This is a genomic window from Salibaculum sp., from assembly GCF_035270045.1.
GTDB lineage: Bacteria > Pseudomonadota > Alphaproteobacteria > Rhodobacterales > Rhodobacteraceae > Salibaculum.
Genome location: NZ_DATFIP010000022.1, coordinates 1 through 22379 on the forward strand (window position 1 = coordinate 1; position 22379 = coordinate 22379).

The 22379-nt window shown below is 66.4% G+C and carries 23 protein-coding genes and 1 tRNA gene; 14 read left to right on the forward strand and 10 right to left on the reverse strand.

Annotated features, from left to right (window positions below):
- Positions 1–63 precede the first annotated feature (63 nt).
- Positions 64–139: transfer RNA gene (locus VJ897_RS03605), tRNA-Thr, on the reverse strand.
- Positions 140–297: 158 nt separating this feature from the next.
- On the opposite strand from VJ897_RS03605, the gene VJ897_RS03610 reads away from it, so the two are divergent.
- Positions 298–1173, forward strand: coding sequence for a hypothetical protein (locus tag VJ897_RS03610; RefSeq protein WP_324053343.1), 876 nt, complete (start codon positions 298–300; stop codon positions 1171–1173).
- Between the two features lie 10 nt (positions 1174–1183).
- Here VJ897_RS03610 and VJ897_RS03615 read toward each other — a convergent pair whose 3' ends face one another.
- The gene (locus VJ897_RS03615; RefSeq protein ID WP_324053345.1) at positions 1184–1774 is read right to left on the reverse strand and encodes a TlpA family protein disulfide reductase; all 591 of its coding nucleotides are present in this window, start codon (positions 1772–1774) and stop codon (positions 1184–1186) included.
- A 27-nt stretch (positions 1775–1801) separates the two neighbouring features.
- On the opposite strand from VJ897_RS03615, the gene argH reads away from it, so the two are divergent.
- From argH to VJ897_RS03640, 5 genes are all read left to right on the forward strand, one after another.
- Positions 1802–3196 (forward strand): argininosuccinate lyase, encoded by a 1395-nt coding sequence (argH, locus tag VJ897_RS03620; RefSeq protein ID WP_324053347.1) that lies wholly within the window; start codon positions 1802–1804, stop codon positions 3194–3196.
- Complete coding sequence (locus VJ897_RS03625; protein ID WP_324053349.1) at positions 3193–3366, forward strand: hypothetical protein; 174 nt, start codon at positions 3193–3195, stop codon at positions 3364–3366. Before argH ends, VJ897_RS03625 begins: the two co-directional genes overlap by 4 nt.
- Positions 3366–3695, forward strand: coding sequence for a DUF2834 domain-containing protein (locus tag VJ897_RS03630; protein WP_324053351.1), 330 nt, complete (start codon positions 3366–3368; stop codon positions 3693–3695). The genes VJ897_RS03625 and VJ897_RS03630 overlap by 1 nt, the downstream gene beginning before the upstream one ends.
- A 91-nt stretch (positions 3696–3786) precedes the next feature.
- On the forward strand, positions 3787–5052 hold the full coding sequence (lysA, locus tag VJ897_RS03635; RefSeq protein ID WP_324053353.1) for a diaminopimelate decarboxylase: 1266 nt from the start codon (positions 3787–3789) through the stop codon (positions 5050–5052).
- A gap of 72 nt (positions 5053–5124) precedes the next feature.
- Positions 5125–7719 carry a DUF4175 domain-containing protein gene (locus tag VJ897_RS03640; protein ID WP_324053354.1) on the forward strand — a complete coding sequence of 865 codons (2595 nt, stop codon included), beginning with the start codon at positions 5125–5127 and terminating at the stop codon, positions 7717–7719.
- Between the two features lie 28 nt (positions 7720–7747).
- Here VJ897_RS03640 and VJ897_RS03645 read toward each other — a convergent pair whose 3' ends face one another.
- Positions 7748–8011 carry a DUF2312 domain-containing protein gene (locus tag VJ897_RS03645; protein ID WP_324053356.1) on the reverse strand — a complete coding sequence of 88 codons (264 nt, stop codon included), beginning with the start codon at positions 8009–8011 and terminating at the stop codon, positions 7748–7750.
- A 140-nt stretch (positions 8012–8151) separates the two neighbouring features.
- On the opposite strand from VJ897_RS03645, the gene VJ897_RS03650 reads away from it, so the two are divergent.
- Positions 8152–8367 carry a hypothetical protein gene (locus VJ897_RS03650; RefSeq protein WP_324053358.1) on the forward strand — a complete coding sequence of 72 codons (216 nt, stop codon included), beginning with the start codon at positions 8152–8154 and terminating at the stop codon, positions 8365–8367.
- 14 nt (positions 8368–8381) lie between these two features.
- On the opposite strand, the gene VJ897_RS03655 is transcribed toward VJ897_RS03650, so the two are convergent.
- On the reverse strand, positions 8382–9710 hold the full coding sequence (locus VJ897_RS03655; protein ID WP_324053360.1) for an enoyl-CoA hydratase/isomerase family protein: 1329 nt from the start codon (positions 9708–9710) through the stop codon (positions 8382–8384).
- 108 nt (positions 9711–9818) lie between these two features.
- The gene (locus tag VJ897_RS03660; protein ID WP_324053362.1) at positions 9819–10133 is read right to left on the reverse strand and encodes an ArsR/SmtB family transcription factor; all 315 of its coding nucleotides are present in this window, start codon (positions 10131–10133) and stop codon (positions 9819–9821) included.
- Between the two features lie 95 nt (positions 10134–10228).
- Here VJ897_RS03660 and VJ897_RS03665 point away from each other — a divergent pair, with 95 nt between their 5' ends.
- Positions 10229–10654, forward strand: a complete 426-nt coding sequence (locus VJ897_RS03665) for a protein tyrosine phosphatase family protein (RefSeq protein ID WP_324053364.1) — start codon at positions 10229–10231, stop codon at positions 10652–10654.
- Positions 10655–10697: 43 nt separating this feature from the next.
- On the opposite strand, the gene VJ897_RS03670 is transcribed toward VJ897_RS03665, so the two are convergent.
- The 5 genes from VJ897_RS03670 to VJ897_RS03690 all read right to left on the reverse strand — a co-directional run bounded on the left by VJ897_RS03670 (position 10698) and on the right by VJ897_RS03690 (position 16647).
- Positions 10698–11786, reverse strand: coding sequence for a FliM/FliN family flagellar motor switch protein (locus VJ897_RS03670; RefSeq protein WP_324053365.1), 1089 nt, complete (start codon positions 11784–11786; stop codon positions 10698–10700).
- 104 nt (positions 11787–11890) lie between these two features.
- Positions 11891–14575 (reverse strand): ATP-binding protein, encoded by a 2685-nt coding sequence (locus VJ897_RS03675; protein WP_324053367.1) that lies wholly within the window; start codon positions 14573–14575, stop codon positions 11891–11893.
- Positions 14572–14883, reverse strand: coding sequence for a hypothetical protein (locus VJ897_RS03680; protein ID WP_324053369.1), 312 nt, complete (start codon positions 14881–14883; stop codon positions 14572–14574). Before VJ897_RS03680 ends, VJ897_RS03675 begins: the two co-directional genes overlap by 4 nt.
- Positions 14880–15251, reverse strand: coding sequence for a response regulator transcription factor (locus tag VJ897_RS03685; RefSeq protein ID WP_324053371.1), 372 nt, complete (start codon positions 15249–15251; stop codon positions 14880–14882). Before VJ897_RS03685 ends, VJ897_RS03680 begins: the two co-directional genes overlap by 4 nt.
- 103 nt (positions 15252–15354) lie before the next feature.
- Positions 15355–16647: a helix-turn-helix domain-containing protein gene (locus tag VJ897_RS03690; RefSeq protein WP_324053373.1), complete on the reverse strand. Its 1293-nt coding sequence runs from the start codon at positions 16645–16647 to the stop codon at positions 15355–15357.
- Positions 16648–16865: 218 nt separating this feature from the next.
- Between VJ897_RS03690 and VJ897_RS03695 the strand changes: the two genes are divergently transcribed.
- From VJ897_RS03695 to VJ897_RS15225, 6 genes are all read left to right on the forward strand, one after another.
- The gene (locus VJ897_RS03695; protein WP_324053375.1) at positions 16866–18215 is read left to right on the forward strand and encodes a substrate-binding protein; all 1350 of its coding nucleotides are present in this window, start codon (positions 16866–16868) and stop codon (positions 18213–18215) included.
- A 102-nt stretch (positions 18216–18317) separates the two neighbouring features.
- Positions 18318–19349, forward strand: a complete 1032-nt coding sequence (locus VJ897_RS03700) for a branched-chain amino acid ABC transporter permease (RefSeq protein WP_324053377.1) — start codon at positions 18318–18320, stop codon at positions 19347–19349.
- Between the two features lie 3 nt (positions 19350–19352).
- Positions 19353–20552 carry a branched-chain amino acid ABC transporter permease gene (locus VJ897_RS03705; protein WP_324053378.1) on the forward strand — a complete coding sequence of 400 codons (1200 nt, stop codon included), beginning with the start codon at positions 19353–19355 and terminating at the stop codon, positions 20550–20552.
- Positions 20553–20564: 12 nt separating this feature from the next.
- Positions 20565–21323: an ABC transporter ATP-binding protein gene (locus tag VJ897_RS03710; protein WP_324053380.1), complete on the forward strand. Its 759-nt coding sequence runs from the start codon at positions 20565–20567 to the stop codon at positions 21321–21323.
- A gap of 11 nt (positions 21324–21334) precedes the next feature.
- Complete coding sequence (locus VJ897_RS03715; protein WP_324053382.1) at positions 21335–22108, forward strand: ABC transporter ATP-binding protein; 774 nt, start codon at positions 21335–21337, stop codon at positions 22106–22108.
- A 191-nt stretch (positions 22109–22299) separates the two neighbouring features.
- Positions 22300–22379: acetyl-coenzyme A synthetase N-terminal domain-containing protein (locus VJ897_RS15225; protein WP_414706667.1), on the forward strand; the 80-nt coding region annotated here is incomplete at its 3' end.

Here is a 22379-nt window from a genome sequence, read left to right on the forward strand (position 1 = left end):
AGGCGGGTGGAAGGCAGAGTTCAAAGCCTGTTTGCATCGTGTGTCTTAAATGATTAGTTTCATTGGTGCCCCCAGAGAGACTCGAACTCCCGACCCACTGATTACAAATCAGTTGCTCTACCAGCTGAGCTATAGGGGCGCCGCGCTGTCTCTAGCGCGGGTCCGGGCGTGGCGCAAGCCTCGGGCAGGGCCGGGTGCCACGGCACTTGGCGAATTGCACGGAATATGGTTTTCGCGCCCGAAATAGCACCCTATGGTGCGGCGCGACGGAAGACACGAAGACGGGCAGGAACCGGGATGCAGATCGTCTATCATATCGGGGCAAATTGCACCGACGAGGATCGGCTCCTGAAGTCCCTGCTGCGCAACGCCGATGCTTTCGCGTCCCAGGGCGTGAAGGTGCCCGGCCCCAGCAAGTATCGCCGGCTGCTGCGCGAGACGATCCAGGGACTCGGCGGGCAGCCACCCGCCCCAGATACCCGCGAGATCCTGCTCGACGCCATCGTCGACGAGGAAGAATGCAACCGCCTTGTGATGTCCAATGATCAGTTCATGTGCGTGCATCGCCGCATCTTCGACAAGGGACGCCTCTACCGGCTGGGGGACGAGAAATTCACCGGGCTGGACGCGATCTTTCACAGCGACGAGATCGAGATATTCCTCGGTCTGCGCAACCCGGCGACCTGGTTACCGGCGGTCTTCAACGCGATTTCAGACGATGATTTCAACGACTTCATGCACGGGCTGGCACCGGCCGACATCCGCTGGTCCGAGCTTGTAGCCAAGATCCGCGAGCTGGTTCCGCGCGCCTCGCTCACGGTCTGGTGCAACGAGGACACGCCGCTGATCTGGGCGCAGCTGATCCGCGAAATCTCGGGGGTGGACCCGCTCACGCGGATCCAGGGCGGCTTCGACCTGCTGTCCACGATCATGAGCGAGGACGGGATGAAACGCTTCGTCGCCTACCTCAAGACCCACCCGCCCCAGACCGAGGTCCAGAAGCGGCGGATCATCTCGGCCTTTCTTGAACGGCACGCTCTGGACGAGGCCATCGAGGACGAGATCGACCTGCCCGGCTGGACTGACGAGACCGTGCAGTTCCTGACGCAGACCTACGAAGAGGACTGCCAGGCCATCGCGCGGATGCCCGGCGTCAACTTCATCGCGCCCTGAGGGCGCCGCCCTACCCCGCCACGAGGGCCGCGATGATCGCCTTGGCCTCTTCGCTGGCCCAATCCGCGTCGCCCTGCAAACGGGCGATTTCGCGGCCCGCAGGATCGAGGATCAAGGTCACCGGCAGGCCCAGAACGCCCATGTCGCGCGCCAGCGCGCTGCTGGTGTCACTGTGCAGCGGCAGGTTGGCGACGCCGATCTCCCGGAAGAACGCCTCCATCGCCGGCCGCGGGTTGCGGCCCGTGGCGATGGTGACAACCTCGAAGTTCGCGCCGCCGAATTCATCCTGCAATTCCGCCAGTTGCGGCATTTCCTTGCGGCAGGGCGCGCACCAGGTCGCCCAGAAATTGACCAGAGCGAATTTGCCCTCGTAGGCCGCCAGAGTCATGTCATCGCCCGCTTCGGAGGTGAAGGCGACCGACGATCCGGGGGCCTCGCCGAATTGCAGCTTGGTCATGTCGCCCGCGCGCATCTCTTCCAGAGCGGTGAAATCCATCGCCGCGGCGGTGGGCGCGGGGCTTTCCCTGTCGCTCAAGGCCAAGTATAGCCCTGCCGAAAGGCCGACGGCGGCTGCGGCTGTCAGGATGAGTGCTTTTCTCATGTCATCACCTTTGGAATGCGGGGACCCATGTCGGACAAACCAGGATCGAATGCAATGTGGGGCGGACGCTTTGGAAGCGGTCCGGATGCGATCATGGAGGCGATCAACGCCTCGATCGACTTTGACAGGCGGTTGGCAAAACAGGACATCGACGGGTCTCGTGCGCACGCGGCCATGTTGGCGGCCCGGGGTATCATTACAGGAAAGGACGCCGAGGCGATCCGGGAAGGGCTGCTCACGGTCTTGTCAGAGATCGAGGACGGAAATTTCGCATTTTCCACCGCACTGGAAGACATCCATATGAACGTTGAGGCCCGCCTGAAAGAGCTGATCGGCGATCCGGCGGGCCGTCTGCATACCGGGCGCAGCCGCAACGACCAGGTGGCGGTCGATTTCCGGCTCTGGGTGCGGGACCAGTGCGATGCCGCGCAGGAGGCGTTGACCGGGCTGATGCGCGCGCTGCTGGACCAGGCCGAACAGGGGGCGGATTGGGTCATGCCGGGCTTTACCCACCTGCAGACGGCACAGCCGGTGACCTGGGGCCACCACATGATGGCCTATGTCGAGATGTTCTCGCGCGACCGGGCCCGCTTTGTCGATGCGCGCAGGCGCATGAACGAATCGCCCCTCGGCGCCGCGGCGCTGGCCGGCACACCCTTTGACATCGACCGGGAGATGACGGCCGAGGCGCTGGGTTTCGACGCCCCCATGGCCAATTCGCTCGACGCGGTCTCGGCGCGGGATTTCGCGCTCGAATTCCTTTCGGCCGCGTCGATCTGTGCGGTGCACCTGTCGCGCCTGGCCGAGGAGCTGGTAATCTGGTCGAGTGCCCAGTTCCGTTTCGTCGCGATGTCCGACAAGTGGTCCACGGGCAGTTCGATCATGCCGCAGAAGCGCAACCCGGATGCCGCCGAACTGCTGCGCGCCAAGGTCGGGCGCATCTTCGGGGCCAACGTGGCGCTTATGACGGTCATGAAAGGGCTGCCCTTGGCCTATTCCAAGGACATGCAGGAGGACAAGGAACAGGTCTTCGATGCCGCCGACACCCTGATGCTTGGCCTTGCGGCCATGGCCGGAATGGTGGCGGACATGACCGCCCGGCCCGAGAACCTGCGCGCGGCCGCCGCCACCGGATTCTCGACCGCCACGGACCTGGCCGACTGGCTGGTGCGCGAGTTGGGCCTGCCCTTCCGCGAAGCGCATCACGTCACCGGCGCGCTGGTGGCCGAAGCGGAGTCGCGGGGCTGCGACCTGCCCGACCTGCCGCTGGACGTCATGCAGAACTGTCACGACGGCATTACCGCGGCAATTTTCGACGTGCTGGGCGTGGACAATTCCGTGCGCAGCCGCATGTCATACGGGGGCACGGCACCCGACCGTGTCCGCGACCAGATCGCCCGCTGGAAGGAGGCGCTGTCATGAAACAGGCCCTTGCGCTGATCGCCCTTGTGGGGGCAGCCGCCTGCGGCGCCGACGCCCCGCCCGTGAAACCGACCGCCGGGGCCGGTGTGTCTGTCGGCAACGCAGGCGTAAGCACCAACGCCAACCTCGGTGCCACGAACGGTATCCTGTCGGTCGGGCTGTCGCTGTGATGCGTTGGCTCTTCCTTGCGCTGGCCATCTGGGGCACCGTGCATCCGATGTGGTATTTCATCTCGTGGTTTCGGGAGAACGGCTGGTCGCTCATGTCCATGGTGGACGCCTGGCACGCCAATGCAGCGACCTCGGGGCTGGTCTGGGACCTGACCATTGCCGCGGTGGCCCTGACGATCTGGGTGATCTGGGAGAGCGTGACGAAACGGCACTGGGCCGGGTTGGTCGCCATTCCCGCGACATTCTGCATCGGGGTGTCCTGCGGGTTGCCGCTCTACATCTTCCTGCGCTGGGGGCGTGACCAGCCGGTGCAACCCAGCACGGGCTGAGAGGCTCTGCGGCGGTATTTCCAACCCAAAGAAGCCTTGGCGTTGGCGCCAGACCTGCTAGACCCGCGTGAGAATTTCGAGGGGACCCGGGATGGACCATTTCCTGTATCGCGACGGCGCGCTTCATGCCGAGGATGTCGCCGTTTGCGAGATCGCCGCGGCGGTCGGCACCCCGTTCTATGTCTATTCCAGCGCCACGTTGCTGCGGCACTACCGTCTGTTCGACGAGGCGCTGGCGGGCACCGATCATCTCGTTTGTTTCGCGATGAAGGCGCTGAGCAACCTGGCCGTGATCAAGCTGCTGGGTGATGCGGGCGCCGGGATGGATGTCGTCTCGGGCGGGGAATACCGGCGCGCCCGGGCGGCCGGTGTGCCCGGCGAGCGGATCGTCTTTTCCGGGGTCGGCAAGACCCGCGAGGAGATGCGCCTGGCGCTGGAGGGCGGCATTCGCCAGTTCAATGTCGAAAGCGAGCCGGAAATGCGGGCCCTGTCCGAGGTGGCGGCGTCGATGGGCGTGATCGCGCCCGTGACGGTTCGGGTCAACCCGGACGTGGATGCGAAGACGCACGAGAAGATTTCGACCGGCAAGGCCGAGAACAAGTTCGGCATCCCGCTGGCCCGGGCCCGCGAGGTCTATGCCGAGATCGCCACCCTGCCGGGGCTGGAGGCCGTGGGGATCGACGTGCATATCGGCAGCCAGCTGACCGAGCTGGAGCCGTTCCGACTGGCCTATCAGAAGGTGGTGGAACTGACCGAGGCGCTGCGCGCCGATGGCCATGACATCCGCCGGCTGGACCTGGGCGGGGGCCTTGGCATTCCCTACGAGCGTTCGAACGACGCGCCGCCCCTGCCGGTGGAATACGGCCGGATGCTGCGCGAGGTCGTGGGCCACCTGGGCTGCGAGATCGAGATCGAGCCGGGGCGCCTGATCGCCGGAAACGCGGGCCTGCTGGTGGCCGGGGTGACCTACGTCAAGCACGGCGAAGGGCGTGAATTCCTGATCGCCGACGCGGCGATGAACGACCTGATCCGCCCGGCCATGTATGACGCCTGGCACGACATCGTCACGGTGCGCGAAGCAGCCGCGGGCGCGGTGATGACCCCTTATGACATCGTCGGCCCCGTCTGCGAGAGCGGCGACACCTTCGCCAAGGGGCGGATGCTGCCCAGCCTGGCCGAGGGCGACCTGATCGCCTTTCGGTCCGCCGGGGCCTATGGTGCGGTCATGGCCAGCGAATACAATTCGCGACCCCTGATCCCCGAGGTCCTGGTGGAGGGTGATCAATTCGCGGTTATCCGCCGGCGCCCGACCTTTGACGAGATGCTGAATCGAGATACCATCCCTGATTGGTTGTAGCGCGCGCGCCGCGCGGCCTGAACGAAAGGCGAGGTTTCCATCCGCGCAGATCAGACCCCACGGCATCTGAAAATGCCAATCGCCCTGACCCTCGCCGGTCTTTGGGCTGAACGGATGGCGCGTGCCTTCTGGCCGGCCTGGACGATGCTGTTGCTGGGCCTGGCGCCGCTGATCATGGGCTGGCAGGACCGGGCACGACCCGAGGCGGTCCTGGGATTTGCCGTACTGGGCGTGCTGGCGCTGGTTTGGGCGCTGTGGCGCGGGCTGCGGCGGTTCCGCGCACCGCACAGGGATGACGCCATCGCGCGGGTGGATGCCCGTCTGCCGGGGCGCCCCATCGCGGCGCTGGAAGACGACCAGGCGATCGGCGCGGGCGATTCAGCCTCCGAAACGGTCTGGCGGGTCCACATGCAACGCATGTCCGAACAGACACGGGCCGCCCGGGCGGTGGAGCCGAACCTGCGCCTGTCGCGGGCCGATCCCTACGGTCTGCGGTACATCGCGCTGCTGGTTTTCGTCGTGGCGCTTCTGTTCGGCTCTCTGCTGCGGGTAGGCAGCGTTGTTGAAACCCGGCTCGGCGACGCCGGGCAGCTGGCCACTGGCCCGGCCTGGGAAGGCTGGGTCGAGCCGCCCGCCTATACCGGCAAGCCGACGCTCTACCTCGCTGATCTCGAGGGGCGGACGATCCGCGCGGCCGAAGGGGCACTGATCACCTTGCGCCTTTACGGCGACGTCGGGGAATTGTCGGTCTCGGAAACCGTCTCGGGCCGGTCGGACGAGGTGCCTGCGGACACCGGGGTCCAGCAGAGCTTCGAGGTGACGCAGTCCGGGTCGCTGGAGATCAAGGGCGAGGGAGGCGGCACCTGGGACGTCACCATGGTGTCCGACGCGGCGCCAGAGGTGGCACTTACGGGGCCGGTGGACATCGAGGCCTCGGGCGAGATGGCACAGCCCTTCCGGGCAACTGACGATCACGGTGTCTTTGCCGGCGAGGCCCGGATCGCGCTGGACCTGACCGAGGTCGATCGCCGCCACGGGTTGGCCATCGACCCCGACCCGCGCGAACCGTTGGTCGTGGACCTGCCCATGCCGATTTCCGGCGACCGCGCGGATTTCGAGGAAAGCCTGATCGACGACTTTTCCCGGCATCCCTGGGCCAACCTGCCGGTGACCCTGACCCTGACGGTCGAGGATGCGGTTGGCCAGTCGGGGACCAGCACGCCCGAACAGATGCGCCTTCCGGGGCGTCGCTTCTTTCAACCCGTCGCTAGGGCGGTGATCGAACAGCGCCGCGATCTTCTGTGGGCCAAGGCCAACGCACCGCGCGTGGCCATGGTACTGCGCGCGATCTCCTACCGCCCTGACGAGCTTTTCGACAACGAGACCAGCTATTTGCGGCTGCGCGTCACCTTGCGGCGCCTGGAAGCCGAGATGGAGGACGGCCTGTCGGACGCCGCGCAGGACGAGATAACCCAGGCGCTCTGGGAACTCGCGGTCCTGCTCGAGGAAGGCTCGCTCGCGGATGCCCGCGACCGGCTGGAACGGGCGCAGGAGCGCCTGGCCGAGGCCATGCGCAACGGCGCCTCGGACGAAGAGATCCAACAGCTCATGAACGAGCTGCGAGAGGCCATGGACGAGTATATGCGCATGCTGGCCGAGAACGCCGACCCGGCCGAGGACGGCACCGACCAGCCCGATAGCGGTCAGGACAACCGCCAGGTCACACAGAACGAGCTGGACGCGCTGATGGATCGCATCCAGGAACTGATGGAAGAAGGCCGCATGGCCGAGGCGCAGCAGCTCATGGAGCAGCTCAACCAGATGATGGAGAACATGCGCGTTACCCAGGGCGAAGGCGGCGGCGGCCCGCAGTCCCCGGGCGAGCAATCCATGCAGGACCTGGCAGAAACGCTGCGCGATCAGCAACAGCTCAACGACGATTCCTTCCGGCAGTTGCAGGACCAGTTCAACCAGGGCCAGCAGCAGGGTCGACAGGGCGGCCAGCAGCAAGGCCAGCAACAGGGCCAGCAGCCGGGCGGAGAGGGTCAGCCGGGCCAACCCGGACAGAACGGTCAGCAGGGTCAGGGGATGGGCCAGGGCGACAACACCCAGCAGGGCATGACCGGCGATGGCGGTCAGGGTGGCGAGGCCACCGGCGAAGGCACGCTGGCCGATCGCCAGAATGCGCTGCGCGAAGGCCTGAACCAGTTGCGCGATGCCCTGCCGGGCCTGAGCGGTGAGGCCGCCGACCGTGCAGGCGAAGCACTTGGACAGGCCGAGGATGCGATGGAAGGCGCCGAGGAAGCACTGCGCGGCGGCGACATGGCCGAGGCTATCGACCGCCAGTCCGAGGCCATGGACGCGCTGCGCGACGGCATGCGGAACCTGGGCGAGGCACTGGCCGAGAACCAGCAGGATCAGCTGCAGCAGGGCCAGGGCACCCAGCAGGGGCGCGCCGAAGGCCGACCGGAACCCGGTCGCCGCGACCCGCTGGGCCGCCAGATGGGCAATTCGGGCCAGTTCGGCAGCGATGAGAGCATGCTGCAAGGCGAAGATGTCTACCGGCGGGCCGAGGAACTGCTGCAGGAACTGCGCGATCGCTCGTCCGACCAGCAACGCCCCGACCTGGAACTGGATTACCTGCGGCGCCTGCTGGACCGGTTCTGAGGCACGGCCGACCCGGCGCCGCGCGGCGTCACATCCCCAGCGCTTCCTTATAGACCTCGAGCACCGCCTCTTCCTCGGCGATCTCCTGGGGTTCGCGCTTGCGCAGGGCGATCAGCTTGCGCATGGCCTTGGTGTCATAGCCCCGGCCCTTCGCTTCGGCCATCACCTCTTTCTGCTGGTCGGCGATATCCTTCTTCTCGGCTTCGAGCCGCTCGTAACGCTCGACGAACTGGCGCAGCTCGCCCGCGGAAATCTTGTACTGGGACTCGGTGATGTCGTCTGTATCGCTCATCTTGGGACCTTCCTGCTGGCCGTTTGCGCGTCGTTTCGGGCGCCCTGACTAGCTGGCCCCGTCAAACCCCGCAAGAGGGATGCGCTTGCACGCAGCGCGACACCGCGCTACGCCCCTGACGAGCCAAAGCGGAGCACATCATGCAAGCCCTCGTCTGGATCGGTGCCGCCCTGTCGCTTGTGGGGCTGGCCGGGATCATCGCCAGCATCGTCAAGGTGCAGCGCGCCCGCCGCGCGGGTCTGAGCGACGATGCCTTGCGCGCACGCATCCAGAAGGCGCTGCCGCTGAACCTCGGGGCGTTCATGCTCTCGGCGCTCGGGCTGGCCTGCGTGGTGCTGGGTGTGCTGTTGACCTGACAGGCGCACCGGGATCAGAGCGCGTCGAACCCCGCCGCCAGCTTGACCGCCTCGTCCAGCATCTCGGGCGGTTCCCAGATCAGGTTGTCCTCGGACCAGGTGCGCATGTCGTTGCGCAGGGCCAGCAGGCCCATGGTCTGAGCCACGCGGCACGGACCACCCTGGCGGCGTGGATAGCCCAGCCCGTGCACCGCCAAGGCGTCGATGTCCGAGGGCCGTTTCAGGTGCCCCTCGGCCAGAAGCCCGGCGCCCTCGGAAATCAGCGCCGCGACCAGGCGGCGCATCACCGCGGGGCTGTCGGGCCCCGGATCCCGGCGACCGAAGACCCCCTTGTGGAACCCGTGGGCGACCATGGCCCCGTCAATTCGCGCTTCGGGCATGTCCAGCGTCTCGACAAGGGCCTGCGCAGCGCCGCGCAGGGCCTTGCGCAGGCGCAGCACCACCGCGCGGCCTTCGGGCTCGGTCGGCTTGAAGGTGCCGCCCTCACGATCCAGCAGAGCGCTGTCCACACGACGTTCGGCAAGGAAAACGTGCCGCAGGGCAATGGATTGCGGATGCGTGCGGCAGCGATCGAAGGCGTCCTGTTCGAAGGCCTGCCCGGCATCGAAGGGCAGCAGCGACGCCGCCTCGACGCAATCGACGATCAGGTGCGGCGCGAACAGCGGACTGGCCGCGATCTCTCGACGGGCGCTTGCCACCTGCGCCTGGTAGGCGCGGCCATCGGCCAGGCCCTCGCGCCGCGCGCGGGTGGGGCGCGGGCCTTTCCCATCGGCAACCAGCCGGCGCGCAAAGGTAACCGCGCCGGTGGCCAGATCCCCCTCGACGAGGCCATCCAGCAGTCCCAGCCGCAGCGCATCGGGGGCGGCAACGGATTGCCCGCTTACCATCAGCTTGAGGGCCGCCTCCGGGCCGACCAGCCGCGGCAGGCGCTGGGTGCCGCCCGCACCGGGCAGAACCCCCAGCGTGACCTCGGCAAACCCGATGCGCGCCCTGGCATCGGCCACCCGGTAATGCGCGGCCAGAAGCAGTTCGGCCCCACCGCCCAGCGCCTGGCCGCCCAGCGCGGCGACCACGGGTTTCGAACAACCCTCGATCAGGTCGCAAAGATCGCGTGGCCCGGGGTCCTGCCAGGCCGCGGCCAGTTCACGGATGTCGGCCCCGGCCGAGAAAAGCGCGCCCTCGGCCCGCAGCACGACGGCCGATATCTGGTCTTCGGTGTCGATGCGGTGAAAGTGCTCTGCAAGCGCCGCGCGCAACTGCACGCAAAGAGCATTGACCGGCGGCGCGTTCAGCGAGAGCACGGCGATACCGTCAAGCACCCGGAAAAGCGCGTACCGGGTCATGGCCCCCCGCTCCGGCCGGCATGGAAAAGCCTCTGCATCATGCCCTCATTAGGCCCGGCACGCCGCCCGGCTTCAAGCCCTGTCGTCGGAACAGTTCAACCGGGCGACTCAGGTCGCCGGGCAGAAGACCTCGTAGAGCCGTTCGATGATCGGCACGACGCGGGTATCGGCCAGCGAATAATGAATCGTCCTGCCGTCGCGTTCGGCCCGCACCATGCCTTCCGAGCGCAGCCGTGCCAACTGGCCAGACACGTAGGACTGGCTGGCGCCCAGCGCCTGTTCCAATTCGCCCACGCTGCGCGGCCCGGCCAGAAGCGAGCAGAGCAAGCGCAGACGTTGCGGGTTCGACAGTGCCTTGAGAACATCCGCAGCCTCGCAGGCAGCGGCATCCATGGCGTGCAATCTTTCGGGGCTCATGTCCATGTTCTATTTATATGTCGAAAGCACACATATTTCAAGATACTAATGCGTACCATACACGGCTGGACATCGCGCCCCCCAACGGCCTAGATCAGCGCATGGATATTCGCCCGCTCAGCCCCGACCACGCCGTATCGCCCCAGATCGACCCCGCTGACCTGCCCGCCATCGCCGCGGCGGGCTATGTGCGGGTGATTTGCAACCGTCCCGATGCGGAAATCCCGCCCAGCCATCATGCCACCGTCATCGAAGACGCCGCGCGCGCCGCGGGGCTTGACTTTGTCAATCACCCGGTCACGCATCCGACCATGGGCCCCCAAGCCATCGACCGGCAGATGCAGGCGATCGACGAGGCGCCGGGGCCGGTGCTGGCCTATTGTGCCTCAGGCACGCGCTGTTCGATGCTCTGGGCGCTCGGGCGTGCCGGGGCGCTTGGCATCGACGAGGTGCTCGAGGCCACGGGCAAGGCAGGCTACGATCTGGCGCCGCTGCGGCCCCAGCTGAAGGCTTTCTCCGGGCGGTGATCCGCGCGAAACGGCCGCAATCGGGCAGGACATGCCGGCATCATCACCGCGATTTCCCGGCGGCGTCGGACGGATCGCCATTTCTTGGCTCCCGTTTTGCCGGGGCGGCCAGGGCCGCCTTGTCCGGCACGCTCAGCAATCTGGCGCCGTCCTGCCTCGTGGGGGACTCGGGCGGCAGGGTCGCAGCAACCGCGCCCGGCGCCGACGGATGGCCCAGCGGCTCCAGCTCGGGGGCGGGTTGGTCGAACCTGACCGCGCGCATCCCCGAAACCTGTCCCAGCCGCACCCGGGCCATGCGTTCCCCCGCGCTTTCCAGCTGCACATGGTCCAGCGTCAGCCCGCTCAGTGGCAGCACCTGGCCGGCCTCGAAGGCATCGACCTGTGACAACGGCAGGGTCAGGCGGCCCAGCACCGCCTCAAGTTCGGCCGGAGAAAGCTCCAGGCTGGCACGAAAGGCCTCGCTCCAGTCGGTGCCAGCGCCTCCCGCATCGGGGCGCACCTCGGGCGGCACCGGCACCCGGGCCAGCGCGAGCCGGAGCGCGCCTTGCCGGTCCGTCGCGCCGATCTGAACCGACGCGTCCCACAGGCGGTAGTCGCCATCGCGCAACATCAGTTCCGCCGCGCGCAGGTCCGGCAACGGGCGCAGGGTCCAGTCGCCCATGCCTGCGGGGAACTCCGGCCGACCGGCCTGGCCAAGCTCTTGCAAGAGGCCCGTCGCGACGGGCCGGGCCAGGGCGGCGTCGGTCACGGTGACGGGACGCTCGGTCTCGGCCGCCTCCATCAGGACGCCCATTGTCTGGACCTCGATCATGGCGCTGCGCAATGCCCGATCCAGCATCAGAAGGCCCGCCAGGCCCGTTTCGCCGGGGGCCGTCAGGCCGAAGAGGACCCAGCCCGCCGGGCCGTCGGTCAAGAGGGCGTCCGGGCTGCGACAGTCGTCAGCCAGCCCCAGCACGGTCAGGGACAGGCCGATCGCCCGGTCCGCGGCCCGCAGGAGCGCCACGCGGAAAGCCCGCCCCGGCCCCAGATCTGACCCCGCGTCGCCCCCGGGCCGGGCCCTGTTCGGCCCGCCCAGCATATGGGCCAGCGCCGGGTTGACCCCTCTCGTGGCATCCGCGTTCCGACCTGTCATTGCGCCTGTCTCATCTGCGTCACTGCCCGGCTCCGGCCCGGTGCGCCTTGCCCGGACGCCCGCAGGCTAGCCCGGGCGCGGTTACCAAGCGGCTAACGGGCGCTCTACTGCGCGGCCATGCGGGCGCCTTGGCGCAGGGTCACGCGAAACGCGGGGCCGCCCTGCCCCGGCAGATAGCTGATACCGCCGCCGAGGCTCTCCATGATCTGGCGGCAGATCGCGAGGCCCAGGCCGGCCCCGCCGGCCTTGCTCTCGTCCGCCAGACGCGAGAACTTCTCGAAGATGAGAACCTGAGCGTCGGCCTCGAGCGGGGTGCCGTTGTCGATAAAATCCACCTGGCAGGTCTCGCTATCCGACAGCACCCGGATGGTCAGCTCGGGCCTGTCCGCGTCGCAATACTTGGCCGCGTTGGCGATCAGGTTGATGAAAACCTGGGTCAGCCGCTCAAGGTCGGTCTCGATCAGCACGGCCTCGCGCGAGGTGTCACGGTGCAGCACCAACCTGTCACCGGACACGCCGGCGGCCATGACCGCCCGGTCGAGCACATCCGCAAGGCGACCCTGGCCAAGATCCAGCTTCACTTGTCCGTTTTCCAGGTAGGACAGGTCGAGCAGGTCATCGAGCAGCCGGGTCAACCGGGTCGATTCCTGGTGTATGATCCCGGCGAAGCGCGCGCGCGCCTCTGCGTCGACCTCGCCCTCGCGCAGGATCTCCGAGAAGGAGCGGATCGAGGTCATCGGCGTCCGCAGCTCATGGCTGATCTGGCTGAGAAATGCGTCCTTCTGGATCGAGATCGCGGTGAGTTTCTCGTTGGCCTCGCGCAGGGCGCGGGCCGTGCGTTCCTGTTCGGCGCTCTTGGCCTCCAGCCGGTTGGAATATTCCACGATCTGTGCGGTCTCGTCGGCGACGGCGATCAGGTCCTCGACCGACACTGCGGCCGAACCAGTCAGCTGCCCCACCATGGCATGAGCGGTCGCCGCCCCGACCGAGCCGGCCAGCATTCGCTCCAGTCGACCGATCAATTCGGGCGTGACCTCGGGCAGGTAGCCGTCGATCCCCTGGGCGCCGGCCTCCTGGCGGAACATCTCCTGGGCCTCGGCATGGCCGATGATGCGCTGCGCCATGATGAGCAGATCCTCGGCGCGCGCGGCACTCTGGGCCCAGGTGCGGGCCCCTGCGGAGTTCTCGAAGACATTGACGAACTGCGCGCCCTGAAGCCGCTCCATCGGGTTGGGAAACGTCAGCACCGAGAGGGTCACCACGGCGGCCGTGTTGAACAACATCGACCAGAACACCGTATGAACGACGGGGTCCAGGCCGGCGATCCCGAACAGGGCGTAGGGCCGCAGCCAGCCCCAGCCGAAGGGGCCTTCGGCCATGACGGCCTCGCTCAGCACCGCGCCCGCCCCGAAACTGGGCAGGAACAGCGTCCAGGCCCATATGGCAAAACCGATCACGACCCCGGTGCCGGCGCCGTTCCGGTTGGCCCCGCGCCAGAAGATGCCCGCGATCATGGCCGGAAGAACCTGCACGACCCCGGCGAAGGACACCAGCCCGATCGAGGCCAAGGCCGCGCCGCCCCCCGACAGCCGGAAATAGAGATAGCCAAGCGCCAGGATTACCCCGATCGAGATCCGGCGCGACATGACGATGACGCCGCGCACGTCCCCCGAAAGCGCCGCGCCCTTCTGGGTCGAGCTCAGCCAGACAGGCGCGATGATGTGGTTGGACACCATGGTGGCCAGCGCGATCGTCGCCACGATCACCATGGAAGTCGCCGAGGAGAACCCGCCAAGGAACGACAGGATCGCCAGCCCCTGGTTGCCCGTGGCCAGCGGAACGGTCAGCACGAAGAGATCGGGGTTCGACCCCTCGGGCAACAGGTCCATGCCCGTCACGGCGATGGGCACCACGAAGAGGCTCATGGTCAGCACATAGAGCGGGAAGGCCCAGCTCGCGGTGGCCAGGTGCTTTTCGTCGGCGTTCTCGACCACCATGACCTGGAACATGCGCGGCAGGGTCAGAAGGGCCGCCCCCGACAGGAAGATCAACCCGACCCAGCGGTGCGGCACCGGCTGCCACTCGGCGATGGCCGACGCGTCGATCCGCTGCAGCATCTCACCTACGCCGCCGGCCATGCCCCAGACCACGAAAATGCCGACAGCGACCAGCGCACAAAGCTTGACCACCGCTTCGACGGCCACCGCCATGACCACGCCGTGATGGCGTTCGTTCACGTCGAGGTTGCGGGTGCCGAAAATCAGCGTGAAGACCGCGAGGCCAATCGCGATCCAGACCGCGGCGCCGTCGAAGTCCGTCACGTCCCAGCCGGTACCCGGGGCGGCGGCGAAGACCGCAAGTGACTGTGTGACGGACTGCAATTGGAGCGCGATATAGGGCGTCGTGCCGACCACGGCCAAAACCGTGACGAGCACGCCCAGCGCCGTGGACTTTCCGAAACGCGAGGAGATCAGGTCCGCCACCGAGGTGATCCGCTGGGTCTTGCCGATGCGCACCAGCTTGCGCAGGATCAACCACCAGCCGATCATGACGATCGTCGGGCCCAAGTAGATGGTCAGGTACTCGAAGCCGGAGCGCGCCGCGTAGCCCACCGCGCCGTAGAAGGTCCAGGCGGTGCAGTAGATCGACAGCGACAGCGTGTAGACGAGCGGGTTGCGCAGCCATTGCCCGCGGTCACGCTTGGCGCGGCGCTCCGCGGCGAAGGCCACCAGGAAAAGAAAGGCCACGTAGACCAGCGAGACCACGATGAGCAGGTTGAAGGAGATCATTCCTCGGGCGCCCCCGCCGCGCCTGAGGGTCTGCCGGACTCGGGCTCTTCGAAGCGGATCAGCCACGAGATCAGCGCCGTCAGCCCGATCAGCACCAGCCAGAGCCCGAAAAGATAGATGATGACGATGCTCGGCCGGACCCCCGGCAAGCCGTCCCACTGCCAGAACAGCGGCAAGAAGAACAGAACGGTGGCGAAGAGCGGCAGGATACGTAGGGCGTCGCGGTAGCGGCGCTGGCGATAGGTGCCGCGTTCGAGATACTCGACACGGGCCCGTCCCGGCTCCGTCCCGGCGGGCGGGACGGTCATGGTCCTGCCAGCGCCCGCACGGTCTCGAGCACTTCGGAGTTGGAAAACGGCTTGGTCATGAAGCGGGTCGCGCCCAACTGCTCGGCCATGTCGCGGTCGCGCTGCTGGCCTCGGGCGGTCAGCATCAGAATGGGCAGGTCCGCGGCGGCCCCGGCACCTTCGCGGAGATCACGCAGGATGTCGAAGCCGCTGCGCCCGGGCAGCATCACGTCAAGGATCAGGAGATCCGGCGCGCCTTCGCGGACGCGGTCGACCGCGGTCTCGCCGTCGGCATGAGTGTGTACAGTCCACCCATCCTTGGAAAGAATGAAGCTGATCGCCTCGATGATGTTCGGCTCATCCTCGATCAACAGGACACGGCGGCCCATATCGGCGTCCTCCCTCGTGCTTTCCCCTCCCAAGGAAAGTGCTCGTTTATCACACCCTTTCCAGGCGACGTCAAAACCCAATGCCGCTCAAGGCGTCCCGGCCCTATCCCGGCTCCTGCAGAAGACTGGGCTGGCGCCGGGCGCTGCAGCCCTCCACCGGGCAGACCCGGCAGCCGGGGCCGACGCGCCCGGGCGCCTCACCCGCCTCCGCACTGGCAGGGCGCACCAGCATCGTCGCCACGACCTGCGTCGGCCCCTCGAAGCTGGGCGGACCGAAATCCCGTGAAACGGCGGCACAGTCAAAGACCGTGCCCGCCACCCCCGGCAGAACCACCCGGCGCCGCACCGGGCGCCCCGGCTGTGTGAGCGCCTGGAACACCGGCCAGAACGGACAGCCCGCGGCCGAGCGCGGCAGATTGAATTCCATGACAGGCTTCTGAAACACCACGACCCCGGCCTGGTCGCAGACCGCAAGGCCCATCACCGGGTGTCCGTCGTCCTCGGGCAGCGCGGCCAGCCGGCGGAAGACGCGGTCGAGCGGCTGTTCGAAAAGCCGTGCCAGGCGCAGCGGATCGTGCCCGACCCGGCGTGCGGCCGGGGCGAAGGCATCGACCGGCAGATGCCGGGCGTCCTCGGCAAAGATGGCGAGCCAGTTGCGCAGGATCTGGCGGGCGCGCGGATCGGCAAGGTCGGCGCTCAGATCCTCGGGGGTTGCCCGGCTCTCTTCAAGTTCTGGATAGGCATAGCCGCGCGCGGCCATCACGGCCTCGGCGATCTCCAGCGGCGACTGAACCTGCGCGGCGGCATCTGCGTTCATGTCGAGGTATCCCATCAGCGCCTGGCTGCTTTCGGACAAACGCAGGCTGTCAGCGTCCAGGTTGCGGTGGAACCGTGCCTGCCAGTCCCGGTCGAGATCGTCGGAGTCGTTTAGGATCGACGCCGTCGAGCGGATCGCCGTAACGCTGGAGATCACCTCGTGCAGGGCGCTGGCCACCTGCGGGTCATGGGTCAAACGGTCGGTCATGCGCTGGACGCGGGCCTCGAGCTGGGCAATGCGGTCCTGCTGGGCACCGATCAGCGCCGCCCAGCCGGGAAAGCGCGCGACGAGTTCGTCGATGTGGTCCGCCTCGGGCGCGGCCGAGCGAAACTCGGCGGCGGCCTCCTCCAGCGGCAGGCGCACCGCGCTCGCCGTGCCCTCGACCAGCATTTCGGGGTCCACGGCCAGTTGACGGGCGAGGTCCGACAGCAGCTTGCCACCGATTCTGCGGCGGTTGTGTTCGATCAGGTTGAGGTAGGAAGGCGAAATGCCCACAGCCTCGGCCAGGGCCGATTGCTTCATCCCGCGGTCGATCCGGCGGTTGCGCAGCCGGGTTCCGGTCAATTGACGTTCAGGCATGACAATTCCGTTAACGATTTCATCGCGTTTCTGCAGGTGCGAGAAAATCCCTTTACACGTTTTTGCACCGCCGCGTCTATTGTTTTACAAAAAAGATGTGTCTTCGGAAAGCCTTGTTGAGAAGTTTTCTTCCCCTCCCAATACTCTGCCTGCGCATTCGTGCGTCTCGTGTCACGGGCGAGGAGGTCCGGGACACGTCTCAAAAAGGGAGGATATCAATGTCCAAATCGAACTTCACACGCCGTGGCGTGCTCAAGACCGGGGCCATCGCCGGCGCCGGGTTGACGCTGCCGACTTATCTGCGCGCACAGGAAAGCGGCTTCACCAACGCGCCGACCGGCGATACCGTGACGCTGGGCTTCAATGTTCCGCAGAGCGGCCCCTATGCCGACGAAGGCGCCGACGAGCTTCGCGCCTACGAGCTGGCGGTCGAGCACCTGAACGGTGAAGGCGACGGCGGCATGCTGAACACCTTCTCGTCGAAGGCGCTTGACGGCACGGGCATCCTTGGCAAGAAGGTGGAATACGTCACCGGCGACACCCAGACCAAATCCGACGCCGCCCGCGCCTCGGCCCGTTCGATGATCGAGAAGGACGGCGCGGTGATGATCACCGGCGGGTCCTCTTCGGGCGTCGCCGTGGCCGTTCAGGCGCTCTGCCAGGAGGCGGGCATCATCTTCATGGCCGGTCTCACGCACTCCAACGACACGACCGGCAAGGACCGCAAGGCCAACGGCTTCCGCCACTTCTTCAACTCGTACATGTCGGGTGCCGCGCTGGCGCCGGTGCTTGCCAATGCCTACGGCACCGACCGCAAGGCCTATCACCTGACCGCCGACTACAACTGGGGCTACACCACAGAAGAGGCCGTGCGTTCCTCCACCGAGGCCATGGGTTGGGAAACCGTCAACGCCGTGAAAACGCCGCTGACACAGACCGACTTCAGCTCCTACATCGCGCCGGTCCTGAACTCCGGTGCAGACGTTCTGGTGCTGAACCACTACGGCGGCAACATGGTCAACTCGCTGACCAATGCGGTGCAGTTCGGCCTGCGCGACGCCCAGGCCAACGGCAAGAACTTCGAGATCGTCGTGCCGCTCTACTCGCGCCTGATGGCCAGCGGTGCGGGCGCCAACGTGAAGGGCATCTATGGCTCGACGAACTGGCACTGGTCGCTGCAGGACGAGGGCAGCCAGGCGTTCGTGCGCTCCTTCGGTGAGAAGTACGGCTTCCCGCCCAGCCAGGCGGCGCATACCTGCTATGTGCAGACGCTGCTTTATGCCGACGCGGTCACACGCGCGGGCAGCTTCGCGCCCTGCGCCGTGGCCGAGGCCCTCGAAGGCTACGAATTCGACGGCCTGGGCAACGGCCCGACCCTCTACCGTGCCGAGGATCACCAGTGCTTCAAGGACGTGCTGGTGGTGCGCGGAAAGGAGAACCCGCAGAGCGAGTTCGACCTGCTGGAGGTCGTCGAGGTCACCCCGGTGGAGCAGGTCACCTACGACCCCAACCACCCGCAGATGGGCGGCGCGGACGCGACCCTCGGCAGCTGCAACAACGGCGCCTGATCGGCGCCCCTCGCAGACCCTGACCCAACTGACCGGGGGCCCCTCGCGCAAGCGCTGACGGGCCCCCGGTTCCCTACCCTCCTGAAAGAGGCAGCCGGATCCATGGACCAGATCATCGTCCAAATTCTCAACGGGCTCGACAAGGGCTCCGCCTATGCGCTCATCGCGCTCGGGCTCACGCTCATCTTCGGCACGCTGGGTGTCGTCAACTTCGCCCACGGGGCGCTGTTCATGCTGGGCTCGTTCTGCGCCGTGATCATGTCACGCATCCTGAGTGCCAGTCACAAGGTCGCGGTGCCCGGAGAGACAGACTTTCTCGGCAACCAGCTGATGCGTGACCAACCCTACGTCTATGACTGGTTCGGCGAGGCGGCCGGGGCCACGATCGTGGACTGGGCGGTGCCGATCTCGATCCTTTTCGCCATCCCGGTGATGATCGGCGTCGGCTTCATCATGGAACGCGGCCTGATCAAGCATTTCTACAAGCGCCCGCACGCGGACCAGATCCTCGTGACCTTCGCTCTGGCCATCGTGCTACAGGAGATCATCAAGTATTTCTTCGGTGCCAACCCGATCCAGACGCCCGCTCCCGAGGCCTTTGCGGGCAGCCTGGACTTCGGCACCTGGCTCGGCTTCGACCCGTTGACGATCATGTATCCCTACTGGCGGCTGGTCTATTTCCTCTTCGCGGGCGTGATCATTGCCGGGGTGTTCGGGTTCCTGCAATTCACCACCTTCGGCATGGTCGTGCGCGCCGGGATGGCCGACCGCGAAACCGTCGGGATGCTGGGCATCGACATCGACAAGCGCTTTACCCTGATGTTCGGACTGGCCGCCGCGGTGGCGGGTCTGGCTGGCGTGATGTACGCGCCGATCGTCGCCCCGAACTACCACATGGGCATGGACTTCCTGGTGCTCAGCTTCGTGGTGGTGGTCGTCGGCGGCATGGGCTCGCTGCCCGGCGCGGTCGCGGCGGGCTTCCTTCTGGGCATCCTGGAAAGCTTCGCCTCGATGCCCTGGATGGTCGACAAGCTTCCAGGGATCAACCAGATCATCATCTACCTCGTTGCCATCATCATTCTGCTGACCCGTCCCCGGGGCCTCATGGGCCGCAAGGGCGTGATGGAGGACTAAGCCATGCTTGGACTGAAAAAGACCGACGCGACCCTGTTCCTGGTCGTCCTGGGGCTGGCCATGCTGGCGCCCTTCATCCTGAACCCCTTCCCCGTAGGCTCGGGCATGGCACAATTCAACGCGGGCTATCCCGACCTGATGCAGCGCTTCGTGATCTTCGGGATCTTCGCCATCGGTTTCAACATACTGTTCGGGCTGACCGGCTACCTGTCCTTCGGACACGCGGCCTTCCTCGGGGTCGGATCCTACGCCGCAATCTGGTCGCTCAAGCTCTTCACGCTCGACGTGGTGCCGGCGATCATCTTCTCGATCATCCTGGCTGGGGCCTTCTCGCTCCTGGTGGGGTTCATATCGCTGCGGCGCTCGGGGATCTACTTCTCGATCCTGACGCTGGCTTTCGCGCAGATGTCCTATGCGCTGGCCTACTCGGTACTGACACCGCTGACGGGTGGCGAGACCGGCCTGCAGATCAAGAACACCGACACCCCGCTGCTGAGCAACGTTCCCGAAGGCGAGATTGGCCGTGCCAACTTCCTCGGGATGGAGATGGGGGCCAGCCACGAGTGGGCCCTCGGGGGCTGGGCCTTCACCTTCAACCTGGGCTACTACATCGCCGCCGTGGCCATGCTGATCGCCTTCTACCTGTCGATCCGCATCTTCCGCTCGCCCTTCGGGATGATGCTCCGCGCGGTCAAGTCCAACCAGCAACGCATGAACTACACCGGGCTGAGCCCCAAGCCCTATACCCTGGCGGCCTTCGTCATCTCGGGCATGTACGCGGGCCTGGCCGGTGGCCTCATGGTGGCCATGGACACGCAGGTGGGGCCCGAACGCATGTTCTGGACCGCCAGCGGCGAGGTCGTCATCATGACCATCCTGGGCGGCGCGGGCACGCTTCTGGGGCCGGTCCTCGGCGCGGGCTTCATCAAGTACTTCGAGAACATCGTCTCGAAGATCAACAAGGACATCCTGCACGAGTGGTTCGCATTCCTGCCCGACGGGTTCGAGGACATCATGGTTTCGCTGGTCTATCCCTTCGTCGGCAAGGGCTGGCACCTGACGCTGGGCATCATGTTCATGCTGGTGGTGATCTTCCTGCCAGGGGGCCTGGTTCAGGGCGGCCAGAAACTCCTGGGCCTGTTCCGCCGCAAGCCCAAGCAGCCCGAGGCCGGCAAGGCCGACGGCACGAAACCCGCCGAATAAGGAGAAAGTCCAATGGGTATCCTTGAAGTCAGTGGCGTCAACAAGCGCTTCGGCGGGCTGCAGGCCCTGGGCGACGTGAACCTGAGCGTCCAGGAAAAATCCGTCCACGCCATCATCGGCCCCAACGGGGCGGGCAAGTCCACCTTGCTCAACTGCCTGGTAGGCAAGTTGATCCCCGACAGTGGCTCGGTCATGTTCGATGGCCAATCGGTGCTGGGGCGCAGACCGCACGAGATCAACCAGATGGGCATTTCGCGCGTGTTCCAGACACCCGAGATATTCGGCGACCTGACCGTGCTTGAAAACATGCTGATCCCGGTCTTCGCCAAGCGTGACGGCGCATTTCGCATGCATGCCATCGAGTCCGTGCCCAGCGAGACCTCCGTCATCGAACAAGCCCGGGCGATGCTGGCCGAGGTCAAGATGGCCGACAAGGTGGAGATGCTGGCCAGTTCGCTCTCGCGGGGGGACAAACGGCGGCTGGAAATGGCGATGTGCCTCGTGCAGGATCCCAAGTTGCTGCTGCTGGACGAGCCGACCGCGGGCATGGCCCGCGCCGACACCCAGAACACGATCGAGCTGCTGAAGGAAATCCGCACCAAGCGCGGGATCACCATGGCCATCATCGAACACGACATGAACGTGGTGTTCAGCCTGGCCGACCGGATCACGGTGCTGGCCCAGGGCACACCGCTGGTCGAGGACACGCCCGACAACATCAAGGGCCACCCCAAGGTGCGCGAAGCGTATCTTGGCGAAGCCCAGGTCTGAGGAGCCGACAGATGACCCACGTTGAACACCTGTCCCGCGAGGGGACCTTCGACAAGAACCGCAACATGGCCGCCACGGCCCCCAAATACCTCAGCATCTGGGATATCAAGGCCTATTACGGCGAAAGCTACATCGTCCAGGGCGTCAGCTTCGACATCCACGAGGGCGAGATCCTGGCGCTGCTGGGACGCAACGGGGCGGGCAAGACCTCGACCCTGCGCACCATCGCCCGCATGGGCAGCCCCGAGCTGATGCACGGCGAGATCTGGCTGGACCACCAGCCCCTGCACGAGATGAAATCGCACGAGGCCGCCCGTAACGGCATCGCCCTTGTCCCCGAGGACCGCAACATCATTCCCGGTCTGACGGTCGAGGAAAATCTCAAGCTTGCCCAGATCGCTCCGCCCCACGGATGGTCGATCGATCGAGTCTACGAACTCTTTCCCCGTCTCAAGGAACGACGCACGCAGGATGGCACGACACTGTCGGGCGGCGAACAGCAGATGCTGTCGATCGCCAGGGCACTGTGCCGCGATATCAAGGTGCTGCTGCTGGACGAACCCTACGAGGGCCTGGCCCCGGTCATCGTGCAGGAGATCGCGAAGACGCTCGAAATGATCCGCGATCAGGGCATCACCACGATCATCGTGGAACAGAACGCGGTGGCAGCGCTGAAACTTGCCGACCGCGCCGTGATCCTTGACATCGGCCAGGTCGTCTACGACGGCTCGGCGCAGGAAGTGCTCGACGACGAGGCGCTGCGCTCGAAGTACCTCGCCATCTGACGGGGACGTTCGCGCCGCGCGCACCCTTGCGTCGCCCGCCCGGGCGGCGCAGAAATGACGGCGGGGACCCGGTTGCGGGAGGCAACCGCGCGGTCCCCGACAGACAAGGGAGAGAAAACATGGCCACAACCCACCCGCCTTCTGACGCGACTGTATCGCGGGCGCATGTTGATGCGGCGCGTTACGATGAGATGTACGCGGCCTCGGTTTCGGATCCGGAGGGGTTCTGGGCCGAGCAGGGGCGGCGGATCGACTGGATGACGCCGTTCGG